Genomic DNA, 17,181 nt, shown 5'->3' with positions numbered 1-17,181 from the left:
CACCGCCCTCACCGCCATGTGGGACAATGGAGTCCCCCGAACCGCGGTGCTGAAAGCGACGACGCCATGACCCTCGACGTGCGGCTGCTCGGACCCCTCGAAGTCCGCGTCGACGGCCGCCCCGCGTCCTTCCCGCGCGGCAACGCCACCACGATCCTCGCCCTCCTCCTCGACGACGCCGGACGCGTGATCCCCATGAGCGGCCTCGTCGCCGGCGTCTACGGCGACGACTTCCCGCTCGACCCCGAAGCCCAGATCCAGAACACCGTCGGCGTCCTGCGCCGCCAGCTCGGCACCGCCCGCGACCGCATCGAGACCGTCGGCCGCGCCTACCGCTTCCGCATCGACACCGCTGAACTCGACACGCTGCGCTGCAAGGCGAAAGAAGCCCAAGCCCGCGCGCTCCGCCGCGAAGGCGACAGCGACGCGGCCGCCGAGGTCCTGCGCGAGGCCCTCGCCGAATGGCGCGGCCCCGCCCTCGCCGACCTCCCCGGGCGCGCCGCCGGAGCGATCGGCCGCCGCCTCGACGAGTACCGGCTCACCCTCCTCGAGCAGCGCATCGACGCCGACATCGACGCAGGCCGGGCGCCCGCCGCCGTCGAGGAGCTGCGCCAGGTCCTCGCCGTCCACGACTCCCGCCAGCGCCTCGTCGGCCTCCTCATGCGCGCCCTCCACGCCTGCGGGCGCACCGCCGAGGCCCTGGACGCCTACGCCGCCTTGAAGGAGCGGCTCGCCGACGCCCTCGGGGCCGACCCCAACCGCGAACTCGTCGACCTCCACACCGCGATCCTGCGCGACCAGCCCGCCGAACCCGCCCCGCCCGAACCGGTCGAGGCCGTCGCCGCCGCGGTCCCGGCGATGCTGCCGCGGACCACGCGCCGCTTCACCGGGCGCGAGAACGAGATCCGAGCGCTGGACGCGTTCCTCATAGACGCGGGGTCCGAAGCGGGGCTCGCGGCCGTCACCGGCATGGGCGGGGTCGGCAAGACCGCGCTGGCCGTCTCGTGGGCGCACCGCGTCGCGCACCGCTTCCCCGACGGCCAGTTGTACTTCAACCTGCGCGGCTTCGACCCGACGGCGCCGGGCGCCCGCCCGGAGGACGTGCTCCGCGAAGCGCTCGCGGCGCTCGGCGTCCCTGCCGCGCGGCTTCCGGCGGGGCTCGACGAGCGGGCCGGGTTGTACCGCACGATCCTTGTGCAGCGGCGGGTCCTCATCGTGCTCGACAACGCCCGGGACGCCGCGCATGTGCGCCCGCTGCTGACCACCGCGCCCGGCTCGTTCACGATCGTGACCAGCCGCGACCGGCTGACCGGCCTCGACATGAGCGAAGGCGCGGAGGTCGTGCACCTCGGCCTGCTCTCCGAGGCGGACTCGCAGGCGCTGCTGGCGCGCCGGCTCGGCCCCCAGCGAGCGGCGGACGACCGGGCCGCGGTCGACCGCATCGCCGCCGCCTGCGGGCGGCTTCCCTTGGCGCTCACCCTGGTCGGGTCCTGGTCGGCGGCCGACCCGGCGCTCACCCTCAACTCGCTCGCCGACCGGCTCGCCAGCACCGGGAACCTCCTCAACGTGCTGGCCTCCTCCGACCACGCCTCCGACCCGCGCGCGGTGTTCGACAGCTCCTACCAGCTGCTGAGCGAGCGGGACGCGCTCGCGTTCTGCCTCTTCGGGCTGCATCCGGGGCCGTCGCTCACGCCCGCGGCGCTCGCCAGCCTCATGGGCGCGCCGCTCGCCGAGGCCCGTGCGGCGCTGGCCGCGCTCGCCGAGATCAACCTGATCAACCGCTTCCCCGGCGGCCGGTACGGTGTGCACGGGCTGATGCGCGACTATGCCGCCGAATGCTTCGTGGACGAGGTGCTCGACGTGGAGCGCCGCGCCGCCGCGATCCGGATGCTGGAGCACTACCTGTTCGCCGCGCACCGGGCGGACCGGCGCGCGGTGCACCGGTTCGACCAGAGCCGCCTCGATCCCGGCGCCCCGGCGCCGGGGGTCTTCGTCGAGCTGGTCATGGACCCCGCCACGTGGTTCTCCGCCGAGCACGCGGTCCTTGCGGGGCTGCTTCGGGTCGAGGCGGGATTCGGGACCGACCTGCGGGTCTGGCAGCTCGGCTGGATCCTCGCCGAGCGCGCGATCGACGCCCCGGACGAGCTGCTCGCGGTCCAGACCGCCGCGCTCGCGGCCGCCGAACGGCGCGGCGACGCGTTCGAGCAGGCGGTCTCCTTGGGCTACTTGGCGATCGCGCACCACGGCCGCGGCGACACCGCCGCCGCCCTCGACTGCGCCGAGCGGTCGGCGGGCTGCGCCGAGCACGACGGCCGCACCTGGGCCCGCGGCTTCGCCGATTACGCCAGCGCCGTCGCGTGCGGGCGCGACCGCGAGGCCCGGACCTTGCGCGCCCGGCTCGCGTCCCTGCCCGTCGACCCGCGTATGCCCTAGCTCTCAAACGCACGCGAAACCGCAGCACTGCAACGCTTTTCGCCGCCGAGGCCCGACCGGACAGGTCGGGCCTGGTGGGCTCGCGCGCCCGTTCGAGTTGACACGCGTCGGCGCACACGTGCTATGGTTCATTAGTCAACTAATGAACCTCTGAACCAACCAACCTTTCCCACTAGACGAAGGAGGCGAGATGTTCGATGACGGCACACCGATCTACCGGCAGATCGCCGATCAGATCAAGGCCGAGATCATGAACGGCTCGCTCGAACCGGGAGGCAAGGTCATGTCGACGAACCAGTACGCCGCCTTCTACAAGATCAACCCCGCCACCGCGCAGAAGGCGTTCCGGGAGCTCGTCGACGAAGGAGTCCTCTACAAGCAGCGCGGCGTCGGCATGTTCGTCGCCGACGACGCCCGCGAACGGCTCGCCGCCGACTTCCGCGAGCGGTTCTTCGAACGGGTCCTGGCCCCGCTCGTCCAAGAGGCCCGCCAGGCCGGCATCGCGATCACCGACATCATCGACTACCTCGAAGCACAGGAAGGCGCCCGCAAATGAGCTTCACCGCATCCCTCCGCGACGTCACGTTGAAGTACAAGGACACCGACGCGCTCGCGGACGTCAACCTCGAACTCGAGGCCGGCAAGATCTACGGCCTTCTCGGCCGCAACGGCGCCGGCAAGACCAGCCTGCTCAGCCTCCTGGCCGCCTTCCGCAAGCCCACCAGCGGCGAGATCCTCATCGGCGGCGAACCGGTATGGGAGAACGCCGCCGTCGTCTCCCGCGTCGCCCTCATCCGCGAAGGCGGCGACTTCGACGACGCCGACACCGTCAAGGCCGCCATCGACACCGGCCAGATCCGGCCCGGCTTCGACACCGAGTACGCCCTCAAGCTCGCCGAGCGGTTCGAACTGCCGCTCAAGAAGAAGGTCCGCGAGCTCTCCCGCGGCAAGCGCTCCGCCCTCGCCGCCGTGTGCGGCCTCGCCGCCCGCGCCGAGCTCACCATGTTCGACGAGGTCCACCTCGGCATGGACGCCCCCACCCGGGACGCGTTCTACAAGGAGCTCCTCGCCGAGTACATGGACCGCCCCCACACCGTCATCCTCTCCACCCACCTCATCGACGAGGTCGCCAACTACCTCGAAGAGGTCATCATCGTCGACCGGGGGCGCATCCTCCGCCACGAGGAGCTCGAGGTCTTCCAGGGCATGGGCGCGACCCTCACCGGCCCGGCGGCCGCCGTCGACGCCGTCGCCGCGGGCCTCGAGGTCCTCGCCGAGCAGCAGCTCGGCGGCACCAAGGCCGCCACCGTCGCCGCCCTCGACCCGGGCGCCCGCGAGCGCGCCGCCGCGTCCGGACTCGAGATCGGCCCCGTCGGCCTCCAGGACCTCTTCATCCACCTCACCGAGCCCACCCGCAAGGGAGCCTGACCATGCCCGCCCTCCAGCACCTGACGCTTCCCAACCGTCGCTTCGCGCTCGGCGCCGGCTTCGCCGTCGAGGCCGTCAAGTACTTCAAGTACTGGATCCTCGCGGCCGTCGCCATCGCCTTCCTCGGGCCGCTCGCGCTCTCCCAGTACCGCGACATCGACCTATCGACCTGGTACTACACCGCGAACATCGCCAAGTGGTTCACCTCGTTCGTCGCCGGCGGCTTCCTGTTCACCCTGGTGCCCAACATGATCGCCGCGGGCATGACCCGCCGCGAGCTCAGCGTCGCCATGGGCGTCTTCGGGCTCCTGTGGTCGGCCGCGCTCGGCGCGCTCGTCTTCGCCGGGATCCTCGCCGAACGCGCCTACTACGGCGCGATGGGCTGGAGCCAGGGCATCGACGCCCAAGGCACGATCAGCGCCATCGGCACCTGGGGCGAGACCGCCGCCTTCGCCGCGGTCTACCCGCTCATGTATCTGGCGTACTTCGCGGCAGGGGCCGTCATCGGCGCCGCCGCCTACCGCTGGGAGAACAGCGGCTGGCTGCTCCTCGTCCCGATCCTCCCGGTCGTGTTCAGCCTCGACAACGCCGTCTACGACACCGAGCCGTTCGGCCCGGCCTGGGCGGGCGTGCTCGGCCGGTTCATGGAGGACTGGGGCCGCGGCGTCGTCCTCACCGGGGTCGTGATCGTCGCCGCCGGCCTCGCGGTCGCCACCCGCCAGATCCTCCTCGACATCCCGCTGCGCAGTAAGAAGGCCTGAACCATGACCACCGCACTCGCCAAGCGCCGCTACCGCCTCGGCTGGCGCCTCTTCAAAGGCACCGTCCTCTGGGCCCGCCTGTGGCTGCTCGCCGGCGCCGCGCTCACCCTCATCGCCTCGGCCGTCTTCGCCACGGCCATCGAGACCGGGATGTGGCCGGTCGCCGCCTCCGTGCTCCAGTGGTTCGCGGCGGTCGCCGCCAGCGGCCTGCTCTACGCGCGGCTGCCGGTGTGGATCTCCCAGGGCTGGACCCGCCGCGAGATCACCGTCGGCTTCGCCGTCTTCGGCGTCCTGGCCTCCGTCGCACTCGCCGCCTTCGTCACCGCCGGGTTCGCCGCCGAGCACGCCGTGCTCGCCCTCATCGACCAGGCCCCCGGCACCTGGGGCGACGCCCTCGCCTCCGGCGCCCGCTACCTCGCCGTCACGCCCATCTACTTCTTCAGCGGCGCCCTCATCGGAGTCCTGGCGGCGCGCTTCAGCGGTGCGGCCTGGTTCACCGCCGCCGCCCTCGTCGGCGCCGCACTGCTCTATACCGTCGTCCTCTCCTTGGAGTTCGGCGTCGTCTGGTTCGAGGGCGCGCTCTCTCCCGCGGCCTGGACCGCCACCGCCCTCGCGCTCATCGCCGCCCTGCTCGCGGCATACGCCTCGACCCTGCGCACACTTCCGATCCGAGCAAAGGCCTGACCATGAACGCCGTTCTCACCCAACGCAAGTACCGACTCGCCGCCCGACTCGCCACCGACACCGCCCGCACCTTCGGCCTCTACACCGTCATCGCCTTCGGCGTCCTCCTCGCCGCCTCGCTCCTCTGGCGGCAGATCACCGGCGAATACGCGGATTTCGCCGCAATGCTGATCTTCGCGGTGCCGCTCATCGTCACCGTCATCGCCTGGGCGCACCTCGCCAAGTCCTACCCGCTCGCCATCGCCACCGGCCTGACCCGCAAGGAGTTCCTGGCCGCCTACGCCCTCTTCGGGCTGGCGACGGTCCTCGTCACGGCCCTGCTCACACAGCTCGGCCTCGCGGTCATCGACCTCTTCGACACCTTCCGCGGGGTCGAGCACCACATGGGCTTCTACGGCCAGACCCCGCTCGAGTCGGTCGTCCGGCCCGCCCTCTTCTTCGCCTGCGGCGCCGCCGCGGCCGCCGCGAAGCTCCGCTTCGACCGCGCCTGGATCAGCGCCCCGCTCGCCGCTGTCGTCATCGCCGGCGTCGTCTACCGGTCGGTCGCCTACTTCGCCCTGATGAAACTCGTCGGCATGGAGAACAGCAGCACCGACGGCACCGTCTTCGAATACCCGAACGTCGACCTCTCGGCCGTCATCCCCTACCTCGACGCCGTCCTCGCGGCCGTGTTCGCCCTCATCGCCTGGGCGCTCCTCGCCCGCGCCCCGATGCGGCCGAAGGCGAACTGAACCATGGGACTCCTCAGCGTCGCGGTGCCCTTCCCCCTGGTCGTCCTGCTCGTGTGCGCCACCGCCGTCCTCGTCGCCTCACTCCTGCTCGCCGCCGACCGCGCCGCCGCGGCCCGCCCCGCCGCCGGCCCCGGCGAGCGCCGGCGGCCCCGGCCCGCACCACACCCGCCGCCGACCCCTCACGGAGAGCCCCCGGAGGGTGGGACACTGGTGGACGGCCAGTACACGCATCGGAAGGTCAGCACATTGTCGATCCAGCCCATCCGCATCTTCGGCGACCCGGTCCTGCGCACCGCGGCCGAGGAAGTCGACACCTTCGACAAGGAACTGCGGGGCCTCGTGAAGGACCTGCTCGACACCATGCGCGACGAAGGCGGCGCCGGGCTCGCCGCGCCGCAGCTCGGCGTCAGCAAGCGAGTGTTCTCCTTCGACGTCGACGACGTCATCGGCCACATCGTCAACCCCGTGCTCGAATTCCCCGACGAAGAGGAGCAGGACGGCCCCGAAGGCTGCCTCTCCCTCCCCGGGCTCTACTTCGACACCGTCCGCCGCCAGAACGTGGTCGCCAAGGGCTTCAACGAATACGGCGACCCCCTGCAGATCGTCGGCACCGGCCTCATGGCCCGCTGCCTCCAGCACGAGACCGACCACCTCGACGGCATCATCTTCATCGACCGCCTCGACACCGAGCGCCGCAAGGCCGCGATGGCCGAGATCCAGTCCCAGGACTGGTACAACGAAGACGTCAAAGTCAAAGTCACCCCCCACGATGCCAAGGGTGTGTTCTTCAAGCGATGAAGATCGTCTTCGCCGGGACCCCGGAGGTCGCACTGCCGACCCTCCAGGCCCTCCACGACTCCGACCACGAACTGGCCGCGGTCCTGACCCGCCCCGACGCGCGCACCGGCCGCGGCCGCAAGGTCTCCCGCTCGCCCGTCGCCGCCTGGGCCGACGAGCACGGCATCGAGGTGCTCACCCCCGCCAAACCGCGCGAACCCGAATTCCTCGACCGCCTGCGCGAACTCGACGCCGACATCGTCCCCGTCGTCGCCTACGGCGCGCTCGTGCCGCCCGCCGCGCTCGCCATCCCGCGCCTCGGCTGGATCAACCTCCACTTCTCGCTCCTGCCCGCCTGGCGCGGCGCCGCCCCCGTGCAGCACGCCGTGCTCAACGGTGACGCCATGACCGGCGCCTGCGTCTTCCAACTCGAAGAAGGCCTCGACACCGGCCCCGTCTACGGCCGCCTCACCGAACCGGTCGAACCCGGCGACACCTCCGGCGACCTCCTCGCCCGCCTCGCCGTCGCCGGCGCCCGCCTCACCGTCGACGTCGTCAACGCGCTCGAGGCCGGCACGATCTACGGCGAACCGCAACCCGAGGACGGCGTCTCCTACGCCCCCAAGATCACCGTCGAAGACGCCCGCGTCCGCTGGAGCGACCCCGCCTTCGCCGTCGACCGCCGCATCCGCGCCGTCACCCCCGCCCCCGGCGCCTGGACCGAATTCGACGGCCAGCGCCTGCGCCTCGGCCCCGTCCGCCCCGACCCCGACGGCCCGCGACTCGCCCCCGGCCATATCGCCCTCGCCAAGCACCACGTCCACGTCGGCACCGCCACCGACCCGGTCCTCCTCGGCCAAGTCCAGCCCGCCGGCAAGAAGCCCATGGACGCCGCCGCATGGGGCCGCGGCCTCCAGACCGAGAGCCCGGTGTTCGCATGAGCGACAACAGAAGGAACCGCCGCCGTGAGCCTGACCGCGACCGCCCGAAGGTGAACCCGCGCCGCGTCGCGTTCGACGCGATCAGCGCCGTCACCGCCGACAACGCCTACGCCAACCTCGTCCTGCCGCGCATGCTCGCCGAGACCGACAACACCGGCCGCGACGCCGCGCTCGCCACCGAGCTCACCTACGGCACGCTCCGCAGCCTCGGCACCCTCGAAGCGATCCTCGCCGCCGCCTCCGGCCGCGACATGCGCCAACTCCAGCAGGACCTCGTCGACGCCCTCTGCCTGGGCGCCTACCAGCTGCTGTACATGCGCGTCCCCCCGCACGCGGCCGTCGCCACCACCGTCAGCCTCGTCAAGGCCGCCGTCTCGCCGCGCGTCTCCGGGCTCGCGAACGCCGTGCTGCGCAAGGTCGCCGCGAAGGACCTCGAGGAGTGGACGGCCGAGCTCGCCACCGGCGACCGCCTCCACGACCTGTCCCTGCGGCACGCCCACCCCGAGTGGATCGCCGCCGAGTTCGAGGCCGTCGTCGGCCCCGAGGAGCTGCCGCCCGCGCTGGCGGCTGACAACGTCGCGCCCCCGGTGCACCTGTGCGCCAAGCCGGGCCGGATCACCAAGGGCGACCTGTCGCGCGAGACCCGCGGCGGGGAGCACGGCCAGTGGTCGCCGTACGCGGTGTACCTGCCCAGCGGCGACCCCGGCCGCATCAAGGCCGTCGCCACGGGACTGGCGCATGTGCAGGACGAGGGCAGCCAGCTGGTCGCCGTGCAGCTCGCCGAAGCCGCTCTCGAAGGCCCCGACCAGGCCTGGATCGACCTGTGCGCCGGTCCCGGCGGCAAGACCGGTCTCCTCGGTGCCCTTGCGGCCCAACGGGAAGCGACGTTGGACGCGGTGGAGATCCAGGCGCACCGGGCCGAGCTCGTCGCCAAGGCGGCGCGCGGCCTGCCCGTCACCGTCCACACCGGCGACGGCCGCACCTTCGGGAAGTCGAACTCCGCCGACCGGGTGCTCGTGGACGCCCCGTGCTCAGGGCTCGGCGCGCTGCGCCGCCGCCCGGAGGCCCGGTGGCGCAAGCAGCGCAGCGACATCGACGACCTGGTGCCGCTGCAGCGCGAACTGCTCGCCTCGGGGCTGCGCCTGGCGCGCCCGGGAGGGGTCGTCGCGTACGTGACCTGCTCACCGGTGGCCGCGGAGACCTCCGAAGTGGTCGAGTCGGTGCTCGCGGCCGGGGGAGCGGAGCTCGTGCGCCCCGACTGGCTGACGAAGCGCGTCCCCGGCTCGGAGCGAGGCGACTTCGCTCAGCTGTGGCCGCACCGCCACGGCACCGACGCGATGTTCCTTGCGCTGCTTCGCAAGACCGGCAACCGGTAACACTCCAGCTCGAGGGCCTTCTGCCGCGTACCGGTGCGAACCGGTCGCGGCGGGAGGCCCGGTTTTTTCGGGTGGGGCATCGAAACCCACCGATTTGGAAGCGCTACCATTTATAGATAGGGGTAAATATTTCCCCGGGTTACCGGCACGACGACCCAAGGAGCACCAGATGAAACGACGACAGCGCCTCGCGGCGATCGTCGCGGGAGCGGCCACCGCGGTCGCCGCCGCACTCAGCACCGGCTTCCTCCTCGGCCCCACCGCGGGCGCGCAGGAGGACGTCACCGCGCAAGCCCAGGCACTATGGACGAACCCGAACACCGGCGCGGCCCGGTGGGTCGCCCAGAACCCGAACGACTGGCGCGCGTCCATGATCCGCGACCGGATCGCCGAGACCCCCGCGGGCACCTGGTTCACCCAGTACAACCCCACCGGCGGCATCGCCGCCCAGGTCGCCGCCGTGGTCGACGGCGCGGCCGCGGCCGGCGCGGCCCCGACCATGGTCGTCTACGGCATCCCCAACCGCGACTGCGGCGGCCACTCCGGCGGCGGCGCGCCCGACCACCCGTCCTACCGGCGCTGGGTCGACCAGATCGCGAACGAGATCGACGGCCCCGCGTACATCATCATCGAGCCCGACATCCTCGCGCACGACTGCCACAGCGCCGCCGAACGCGCCGAGATCAACGCCTCGCTCTCCTATGCGGCCCAGAAGCTCAACGCCGCCGACCCGGCCGCCAAGGTCTACCTCGACGCCGGGAACTCGGCCTGGCTCACCGCCGCCGAAGCCGGCAGGCGCCTCCAGGCCGCCGGCATCCAGTACGCGGACGGCTTCGCGCTCAACGTCTCCAACTACCGCACCACCGACGAGGCCACCGCGTACGCGCAGCAGATCCGCGGCATCGTCGGCACGAGCAAGGGCGCCGTCATCGACACCAGCCGCAACGGCAACGGCCCGCTGAACCCGCCCAACCCGAACGACTGGTGCGACCCGCCGGGCCGCGCCATCGGCAAGTTCCCGACCACCGCCACCGGCGTCACCGGCATCGACGCCTACCTGTGGATCAAGCTCCCCGGTGAAGCCGACGGCTGCGCCGGATCGGCCGGCCAGTTCATCCCCGACCTGGCCTACCAGCTCGCCAACAACGCCGGCAGCGGCTGGCCCGGCCAGGTCGAGCCGACCGACCCGGTCACCAGCCCGACCTCGAGTCCGACGGGCAACCCCACCACGGGCGGACCGGGCGCCTGCACCGTCCACATCGACGTCGTCAGCACCTGGAACGGCGGCTGGCAGGGCAAGGTCTCCATGACCCCCGCCCAAGCAGTCAACGGCTGGACGGTGAAGTGGACCTGGCCCTCCGGCCAGGCGGTCACGAGCAGCTGGAACACGCAGCTGACCTCGTCCGGCGCCAACGTCACCGCCAAGGACGTCGGCTGGAACGCCTCCGTCGCGGCGGGCCAGACGAAGGAGCTCTTCGGCTTCGTCGCCTCAGGCTCGGCCGCCGACATGGACGTCCCCTGCTGACCTGACATCGCCACCGACACCCCGGGCCCTATGTGAGGACCATTCGCCGGGCCCTCACATAGGGCCCGGTGTCCGGCCTGCGTCGCGGTTCCGCGACCTACACTGTCCGTGTGGCACAGTTCCGAACGGCGCAGGCCGACACCGTCATCGCCCCGTCCCTGCTGGCGGCGGACTTCGCCCGCCTCGCCGAAGCGGCCGACGCGGTCGAGGGGGCCGTCGACTGGCTCCATGTGGACGTCATGGACAACCACTTCGTTCCCAACCTCACCCTCGGCCCGCCGATCGTCAAGTCCCTCAAGGCCGCCACGGACATCCCGCTCGACTGCCACCTCATGATCGAGAACCCCGACCGCTGGGCCCCCGGCTACGCCGAACTCGGCGCCTACAACGTCACCTTCCACGCCGAGGCCGCCGAGGACCCCGTCCGCCTCGCCAAGGACCTGCACGCCGCCGGCTCCAAAGCCGGGCTCGCGATCGACCGCGACACGCCAGTGGAGGACTACCTCGACATCCTCCCGGCCTTCGACACGCTCCTCATCATGACGATCAAGGCCGGCTTCGGCGGCCAGGCGTTCATGCCCGAGCTGCTCGCCAAGGTCCGCACCGCCCGCGCCCACGCCGACTCCGGCCACCTGGAGCTCCGCATCGAGGTCGACGGCGGCATCGCCGACGACACCATCGCCGCCGCCGCCGAAGCCGGAGCCGACGCGTTCGTCGCCGGCACCGCCGTCTACGGCGCGGCCGACCCCGCCGAAGCGGCCCGGCGCCTGCGCGCCCGCGCCGACGCGGCGCGATCATCCGGATGACACGCCATGCGCCCGCCCGTCACCCACCCCCGCCCCGCAGCGAGTAGGCGCTGTGGCTAACACCCCTGAACTCGTCCTCATCAGCGACGCCGACCCCGAGATCGCCGAATTCCTCGCGGCGCGGCTGCGGGCCGACGGCTTCGACACCGCCCTCGCCCGCGACGGCTACCAGGCGCTCGCCGGCATCGCGCTCCGCCGCCCCGGCATCGTCCTGCTCGAAGCCGACCTCCCGTTCATCGACGGCCTCGCCCTCACCCGCCAGCTTCGCGCCGACCCGGCAACCGCGAGCCTGCCGATCATCCTCCTCGGCGCACAGCCCTCCTCGGCCGACAAGATCGCCGGGCTCAAGGCCGGCGCCGACGACTACATCGCCAAGCCCTTCGACCCCGCCGAGGTATCCGCTCGCATCGACTCGGCGATCCGCCGCCACCGCGAGGTCCGCGAGTCCTCCCCGCTCACCGGCATGCCCGGCAACGACCGGATCCTCCGCGAACTCCAGTCCTGGATCAAGCGCGGCGACCCGTTCGCCCTGTGCTACATCGACATCGACCAGTTCAAAGCGGTCAACGACGTGTACGGGTTCGTGCGCGGCGACGAGTTCATCCGCGCCCTCGCCGAATGCGTCTACGCCGCCGCCGGCGACGCCGGCGCCGCCCCGGTCTTCCTCGGCCACGTCGGCGGCGACGACTTCACCATCCTGTGCCTGCCCGAGCACGCCGAAGCCGTCACCGGCTTCCTCAACGACCACTTCGCGCGCCGCGTCCGGGCCCTGTGCGAACCGCGCGACGTCGAACGCGGCTACATCGAGCACGCCGACCGCACCTCCCGCCGCCTCACCCGCTCCCGCCTGCCCACCCTCTCCACCGGCGTCGCCCTCTCCACCGTGCGCCGCTTCGCCGACGCCTACGAGGCCGTCGCCGAGGCCACCACCCTCAAGAGCGTCGCCAAGTCCCACCCCGGCAACTACGTGGCCTTCCCCGAGGGCCGCACCCCCGGCCGCACCAACCGCCGTCCCGTCTTCTGGACGAACGACCGGTGATGACGCCCCGGATCAGTAGGGTGCGTCACAGAGGGGATCGCGGCGGAATAATGCCGTGGCACAATTCCTTGTAGCAAACGCGCGTCAGCGGGGTCGGTGAAATTCCGAGCCGGCGGTGAGCGGCGACAGCCGCGAGTCCGCGACCCGTCCGCATCCAGCGGACGGTTGACCTGGTGAGAATCCAGGACCGACGGTCAAAGTCCGGATGGGAGCAGACGCAACGCGGGAGGCCACTGGTGGCCCCTGCGAGCCTTTCCCTTGCCCCCGCCTGCGTACCGAAGATTCGAGTCGCAAGGTAGGGAGATCCACACGTGTTCACCGGAATCGTCGAAGAACTCGGCGAAGTCGTCAAGGCCAGTGAAGCGTTCCTGGCCGTCCGCGGGCCCATCGTCACCTCCGACGCCGCCCTCGGCGACTCCATCAGCGTCAACGGCGTCTGCCTCACCGTCGTCAGCGTCGAAGGCGACGTCTTCACCGCCGACGTCATGGAGGAGACCTACCGCCGCTCGGTCATCGGCAAGCTCGAGCCCGGCGACCGCGTCAACCTCGAGCGCGCCGCCACCCTCACCACCCGCCTCGGCGGGCACCTCGTGCAGGGCCACGTCGACGGCGTCGCCGAGATCGTCAAGCGCACGCCCGCCGCCGAATGGGAGGAAGTCACCTTCCGCCTCCCCGAAGGCCTCGCCAAGTACGTGGTCGAAAAGGGCTCCATCACCATCGACGGCACCTCGCTCACCGTCGCCCACATCGAAGGCGACGAGTTCACCGTCGGCCTCATCCCCACCACGCTCGAAGCGACCACCCTGGGCCGCAAGCAGGTCGGCGACCAGGTCCACATCGAGACCGACGTCGTCGCCAAGCACGTCGAGAAACTCCTCCAGTCAGCCGGGAGCCTGTCATGAACGAGATCCGCCTGGACTCCATCGAAGACGCCATCGCCGCGATCGCGGCGGGCAAGCCCGTCATCGTCGCCGACGACACCGACCGCGAGAACGAAGGCGACATCGTCTTCGCCGCCGAGGACGCGACGACCGAGCTCCTGGCCTTCACCGTGCGCTACACCGGCGGCTACATCTGCGTCGCGATGCCCTCGGACACCGCCGACCGGCTCGACCTGCCCCCGGCGCACCACACCAACCAGGACTACAAGGGCACCGCGTTCGCCGTCTCCGTGGACGCCCGCAAGGGCGTGACCACCGGCATCTCGGCCGCCGACCGCACCCAGACCATCCGGGTCCTCGGCGACCCCGAGACCCTGGCGACCGACCTCAACCGGCCCGGCCACGTCGTCCCGCTGCGCGCCAAGGACGGCGGCGTCCTCGTCCGCCGCGGCCACACCGAGGCCTCCGTCGACCTCGCCCGCCTCGCCGGGAAGCAGCCGGTCGCCGCCATCTCCGAGATGGTCAACGACGACGGCTCGATGATGCGCCTGCCCGAGCTGCGCGCCTTCGCCGACCAGCACGATCTCGTCCTCATCACCGTCGCCGACCTCGCCGAGTGGCGCCAGCGCAACGAGGTGCACGTCAAGCGCCTCGCCGAAGCCCGCCTCCCGCTCGAGTCCGGCCAGTTCACCGCCATCGGCTACCGCGCCGTCTTCGACGGCAACGAGCACGTCGCCCTCGTCAAGGGCGACATCGGCGACGGCGAAGACGTGCTCGTCCGCGTCCACTCCGAATGCCTGACCGGCGACGCCTTCGGCTCCCTGCGCTGCGACTGCGGCCCCCAGCTGCAGGCCGCGCTCCGCGCCGTCGAGGCCGAAGGCCGCGGCGTCGTCCTCTACATGCGCGGCCACGAGGGCCGCGGCATCGGCCTGGTCCACAAGCTCCAGGCCTACCAGCTCCAGGACCAGGGCCGCGACACCGTCGACGCGAACCTCGAACTGGGCCTGCCCGCCGACGCCCGCGACTGGGCCATCGGCGCGCAGATCCTCGAAGACCTCGGCGTCAAGTCGATGCGCCTGCTGACCAACAACCCGGAGAAGCGCGCCGGCATCGAAGGCCACGGCCTCGAGGTCATCGACCGGGTCGCCCTGCCGACCTACGCCACGCCCGACAACCTCGCCTACCTGACGACCAAGCGCGACCGCATGGGCCACCTGCTCAGCGGCCTGCCCGCGCCCGTCCTCGCCACCAAGGGAGCCGCATAGCCATGGCCGGACACGGAGCACCCGAGATCAAGGCCCCCGACGCCGCCGGGCTCACCCTCGGCATCGTCGCCACGGACTGGAACACCGAGATCGTCGGCCAGCTGCTCAAGCGCGCCCTCGACGCGGCCGCCGACGCGAAGGCCGCCGACGTGAAGGTCCTGCACGTGGCCGGGGCCGTCGAGCTCCCGATCGCCGCGCAGGCCCTCGCCCGCCGGTACGACGCCGTGGTCGCCCTCGGCACCGTCATCCGCGGCGGCACCGCGCACTTCGATTACGTGTGCAAGTCCGTCACCGAGGGGCTGACCCGGGTCGCGCTCGACGAGTCGACCCCGGTCGCCCACGGCGTGCTCACCGTCGACAACCAGGAGCAGGCCCTCGCCCGCGCCGGCTACCCCGAATCCACTGAGGACAAGGGCTACGAGGCGGTCGTCGCCGCCCTCGGCGCCGCGCTGGCGATCCGCTCGCTGGACTAGGAACGCGAACGCGCGGGCACTGCCGATTTCGGCAGTGCCCGCGCGCGTTGGTTTTCGGTTCGGTCAGCTGGTCAGTCCCATCTGCCGCATGAACTCCGATTCGTCGAAGTAGAGATGGTGCTCGGTGATCATGCCGTCCTTCACGGTGGCGATGTCGCAGCTGCGCAGCTTCACCTTCTTCCCGGTCGCCGGGATCGTCTCGCCCGTGGGCGTCTTCATGTCACCGGTGTTGGTGCCGATGAAGTAGCCCTCGTCGACGGCCTGCCCGTCGGTCTCGAGTTTCGCGATCGTCTCGTAGGTGCCGTCGGGGAACGCGTCGATGAACTGGTGCCAGTACTCGGCGATCTTGTCGTGGCCCGTGATGGTGCCGGCGTCGGGCGTCACGATCACGGCGTCGTCGCTGTACAGGTCGACGGCCGCGTCGACGTCGTGCCTGCCGACGGCCGTTTCGGTCATCCGGTCCAATACCTCTCTGGCTTGTCCCATGGTCCTCACCTCCTCAAACCCGATTATTCTTCGTTTTCGGAGGGCTGGGCCTCCTTCGCGCAAAGCCGCCTAGCTGTAATGCTGGAATTCCACCCACAGCCGGTCCCACGAGCGGAGCGGACCCTCGCAGACCGCCACGACCGCGCCCTGCTCCTCGTTGTCGATGCCGAGGCCGTGGTCGAGCTCGACGGCCTTCTCGCACGAGTCGAAGTAGGGGAGCAGCGCCTCGATGTCGAGCCCGACCGTGACGACCGTGCCGACATCGGCCGGAGGCGGGCCGTACGCATGGAGGGCGTTATGGCCGCTGAAGACCGGCGGCAGGCCCTCCCCGTATCGCACCAGCGCCCCGGCCTCGCCGTAGTTCGCAGTGATGACGGCTCCGGCATCGGGGGTCGCTGCGGCGACGGCCTCCACCTGGTCGGTGTAGGTCCGCCAGCCCACGCCATCGGGCACGGAGCTGTTCATCGCCGCGATCGGCGTGCTGCCGACGATGCCGATGGGGAGCAGCGGCAGCGCGACCACGGCCGATATCGCGCTGTTCAGCACGACGGCGGTGACCAGCATGCCGCGCCGGCCCCGCGTCGCCGCCCAGGCCGCGACCGGGACGCACCCGGCCGCGTACAGGGCGACGACCAGGCCCATCGGGTAGTAGAACTGGCCGCCGCTCGCCAGCGTGACCGCCAGCAGGACCGGGTACGCGACGGCGAGCGCCCGCACCGGCCGCCACTCGGGCCGGCGCAGGAGCGCGGTGATCCCGGCGATCCAGACCGGCACGAGGAACAGTCCGAGCAGCAGGAACTGGAAGGGCAGCAGCAGGATGCGGTTCTCGGCGCCGTCGGTCTCGTTGATGGCCGCGGCCATCTCGAGCTGCGGCCAGCCGTTCAACGCCTGGTAGACCAGGTTCGGCGTGCCGATCACCAGCGCAAGGGCCGCCCCGGCCCAGAGCCATTGCGAGACCAGGGCCTTCCGCGGTCCGACCGCGAGCAGCGCCAGGCCGAGGCTGAGGAGCAGCAGCACGACCAGGTGCTTGTTGTACAGGCCGATCCCGGCCACCGCGCCGACCGCGAGCCACCACCGCTCCTCGCGCAGGAGCGCCCGCGCCGCGAACAGCAGTGTGGCCGTCCACACCAGCAGGTCGACCGCGTTCGTCGTGAGTTGGTGCCCGAACGCGAGCGCGACCCCGGCGAACGACAGGCCCCATGCGCAGAGGGCCTGCGCGGCCCTGCCGCCGCCGAGTTCGCGCGTCAGCAGCGCGCCGATCCACAACAGCCCGACCATGCACAGGATCGAAGGGAACCTCAAGGCCCACAAGGAATCCCCGAGCACCGCGATGGCGGCCTTCCCGAGCAGCGGCGTGAGGGGCGGCTGGTCCACGTACCCCCACGCGGGCTCGAGCATCCGGAAGTACAGCTCGTCGCGGTGGTAGTCGTAGCGGCCGTTGAGCGCGGCGAGCACGGCCGCGAGCACTGCTGAGGCGGCCGTGAGCTGGGCGCGGTACAGGGGAGGGGGCTGCATGGGCGGGCCTTCGTGTCGGGGGTGGCCCCGATCCTGCCGCAGTGGACGGACGGGCGCAAC

General features: G+C 71.5%; 17 protein-coding genes and 1 riboswitch. Of the genes, 15 read left to right on the top strand and 2 right to left on the bottom strand.

Going from position 1 to position 17,181, the window contains the following annotated elements:
- The first annotated feature begins 66 nt into the window (after positions 1-66).
- The 15 genes from J5V16_RS10110 (at position 67) to ribH (ending at position 15,120) form a co-directional block, all read left to right on the top strand.
- A complete protein-coding gene (locus tag J5V16_RS10110) occupies positions 67-2,433 on the top strand; it encodes an AfsR/SARP family transcriptional regulator (RefSeq protein ID WP_208496067.1) in 2,367 nt (788 codons plus the stop codon).
- 190 nt (positions 2,434-2,623) lie between these two features.
- Positions 2,624-2,989, top strand: a complete 366-nt coding sequence (locus J5V16_RS10105; protein WP_208496066.1) for a GntR family transcriptional regulator — start codon at positions 2,624-2,626, stop codon at positions 2,987-2,989.
- Positions 2,986-3,861, top strand: a complete 876-nt coding sequence (locus tag J5V16_RS10100) for an ATP-binding cassette domain-containing protein (protein ID WP_208496065.1) — start codon at positions 2,986-2,988, stop codon at positions 3,859-3,861. Before J5V16_RS10105 ends, J5V16_RS10100 begins: the two co-directional genes overlap by 4 nt.
- Before the next feature lie 2 nt (positions 3,862-3,863).
- Complete coding sequence (locus J5V16_RS10095; RefSeq protein WP_208496064.1) at positions 3,864-4,622, top strand: hypothetical protein; 759 nt, start codon at positions 3,864-3,866, stop codon at positions 4,620-4,622.
- Positions 4,623-4,625: 3 nt separating this feature from the next.
- The gene (locus tag J5V16_RS10090; protein WP_208496063.1) at positions 4,626-5,306 is read left to right on the top strand and encodes a hypothetical protein; all 681 of its coding nucleotides are present in this window, start codon (positions 4,626-4,628) and stop codon (positions 5,304-5,306) included.
- Positions 5,307-5,308: 2 nt separating this feature from the next.
- Positions 5,309-6,037, top strand: coding sequence for a hypothetical protein (locus J5V16_RS10085; protein WP_208496062.1), 729 nt, complete (start codon positions 5,309-5,311; stop codon positions 6,035-6,037).
- Positions 6,038-6,283: 246 nt separating this feature from the next.
- Positions 6,284-6,835 carry a peptide deformylase gene (gene def, locus J5V16_RS10080; protein WP_208496182.1) on the top strand — a complete coding sequence of 184 codons (552 nt, stop codon included), beginning with the start codon at positions 6,284-6,286 and terminating at the stop codon, positions 6,833-6,835.
- Positions 6,832-7,755: a methionyl-tRNA formyltransferase gene (fmt, locus tag J5V16_RS10075; RefSeq protein ID WP_208496061.1), complete on the top strand. Its 924-nt coding sequence runs from the start codon at positions 6,832-6,834 to the stop codon at positions 7,753-7,755. The genes def and fmt overlap by 4 nt, the downstream gene beginning before the upstream one ends.
- Positions 7,752-9,131, top strand: a complete 1,380-nt coding sequence (locus tag J5V16_RS10070) for an RsmB/NOP family class I SAM-dependent RNA methyltransferase (protein WP_208496060.1) — start codon at positions 7,752-7,754, stop codon at positions 9,129-9,131. The genes fmt and J5V16_RS10070 overlap by 4 nt, the downstream gene beginning before the upstream one ends.
- Before the next feature lie 169 nt (positions 9,132-9,300).
- Positions 9,301-10,656: a glycoside hydrolase family 6 protein gene (locus tag J5V16_RS10065; RefSeq protein WP_208496059.1), complete on the top strand. Its 1,356-nt coding sequence runs from the start codon at positions 9,301-9,303 to the stop codon at positions 10,654-10,656.
- A gap of 110 nt (positions 10,657-10,766) precedes the next feature.
- The gene (rpe, locus tag J5V16_RS10060) at positions 10,767-11,462 is read left to right on the top strand and encodes a ribulose-phosphate 3-epimerase (protein WP_307792913.1); all 696 of its coding nucleotides are present in this window, start codon (positions 10,767-10,769) and stop codon (positions 11,460-11,462) included.
- A gap of 52 nt (positions 11,463-11,514) precedes the next feature.
- Entirely contained in the window at positions 11,515-12,501 is a 987-nt protein-coding gene (locus J5V16_RS25460; protein ID WP_208496058.1) for a GGDEF domain-containing response regulator, read from the top strand.
- A gap of 79 nt (positions 12,502-12,580) precedes the next feature.
- A riboswitch (FMN riboswitch) is annotated at positions 12,581-12,722 on the top strand.
- 90 nt (positions 12,723-12,812) lie between these two features.
- Complete coding sequence (locus J5V16_RS10050; RefSeq protein WP_208496057.1) at positions 12,813-13,403, top strand: riboflavin synthase; 591 nt, start codon at positions 12,813-12,815, stop codon at positions 13,401-13,403.
- Positions 13,400-14,647: a bifunctional 3,4-dihydroxy-2-butanone-4-phosphate synthase/GTP cyclohydrolase II gene (locus tag J5V16_RS10045; RefSeq protein ID WP_208496056.1), complete on the top strand. Its 1,248-nt coding sequence runs from the start codon at positions 13,400-13,402 to the stop codon at positions 14,645-14,647. Before J5V16_RS10050 ends, J5V16_RS10045 begins: the two co-directional genes overlap by 4 nt.
- A 2-nt stretch (positions 14,648-14,649) precedes the next feature.
- Positions 14,650-15,120 carry a 6,7-dimethyl-8-ribityllumazine synthase gene (ribH, locus tag J5V16_RS10040; protein ID WP_208496055.1) on the top strand — a complete coding sequence of 157 codons (471 nt, stop codon included), beginning with the start codon at positions 14,650-14,652 and terminating at the stop codon, positions 15,118-15,120.
- Between the two features lie 63 nt (positions 15,121-15,183).
- On the opposite strand, the gene J5V16_RS10035 is transcribed toward ribH, so the two are convergent.
- Positions 15,184-15,606: an ester cyclase gene (locus J5V16_RS10035; protein ID WP_208496053.1), complete on the bottom strand. Its 423-nt coding sequence runs from the start codon at positions 15,604-15,606 to the stop codon at positions 15,184-15,186.
- A gap of 69 nt (positions 15,607-15,675) precedes the next feature.
- Complete coding sequence (locus J5V16_RS10030) at positions 15,676-17,121, bottom strand: glycosyltransferase family 39 protein (RefSeq protein WP_208496052.1); 1,446 nt, start codon at positions 17,119-17,121, stop codon at positions 15,676-15,678.
- Positions 17,122-17,181: the final 60 nt, after the last annotated feature.

It is taken from the genome of Glycomyces niveus (assembly GCF_017592475.1).
Lineage (GTDB): Bacteria > Actinomycetota > Actinomycetes > Mycobacteriales > Micromonosporaceae > Glycomyces > Glycomyces niveus.
Note: the sequence above shows the minus strand (reverse complement) of the source record. Positions and strands in the feature narration are given on the sequence as shown.

Bases quoted from the DNA above. Each gene is read 5' to 3' on its own strand.
- J5V16_RS10085 (WP_208496062.1), top strand. From the start codon at position 5,309: ATGAACGCCGTTCTCACCCAACGCAAGTACCGACTCGCCGCCCGACTC.
- J5V16_RS10100 (WP_208496065.1), top strand. From the start codon at position 2,986: ATGAGCTTCACCGCATCCCTCCGCGACGTCACGTTGAAGTACAAGGAC.
- J5V16_RS10105 (WP_208496066.1), top strand. From the start codon at position 2,624: ATGTTCGATGACGGCACACCGATCTACCGGCAGATCGCCGATCAGATC.
- J5V16_RS10090 (WP_208496063.1), top strand. From the start codon at position 4,626: ATGACCACCGCACTCGCCAAGCGCCGCTACCGCCTCGGCTGGCGCCTC.
- ribH (WP_208496055.1), top strand. From the start codon at position 14,650: ATGGCCGGACACGGAGCACCCGAGATCAAGGCCCCCGACGCCGCCGGG.
- J5V16_RS10045 (WP_208496056.1), top strand. From the start codon at position 13,400: ATGAACGAGATCCGCCTGGACTCCATCGAAGACGCCATCGCCGCGATC.
- fmt (WP_208496061.1), top strand. From the start codon at position 6,832: ATGAAGATCGTCTTCGCCGGGACCCCGGAGGTCGCACTGCCGACCCTC.
- J5V16_RS10035 (WP_208496053.1), bottom strand. From the start codon at position 15,606: ATGGGACAAGCCAGAGAGGTATTGGACCGGATGACCGAAACGGCCGTC.
- J5V16_RS10110 (WP_208496067.1), top strand. From the start codon at position 67: ATGACCCTCGACGTGCGGCTGCTCGGACCCCTCGAAGTCCGCGTCGAC.
- J5V16_RS10030 (WP_208496052.1), bottom strand. From the start codon at position 17,121: ATGCAGCCCCCTCCCCTGTACCGCGCCCAGCTCACGGCCGCCTCAGCA.
- J5V16_RS10065 (WP_208496059.1), top strand. From the start codon at position 9,301: ATGAAACGACGACAGCGCCTCGCGGCGATCGTCGCGGGAGCGGCCACC.
- J5V16_RS10095 (WP_208496064.1), top strand. From the start codon at position 3,864: ATGCCCGCCCTCCAGCACCTGACGCTTCCCAACCGTCGCTTCGCGCTC.
- J5V16_RS10070 (WP_208496060.1), top strand. From the start codon at position 7,752: ATGAGCGACAACAGAAGGAACCGCCGCCGTGAGCCTGACCGCGACCGC.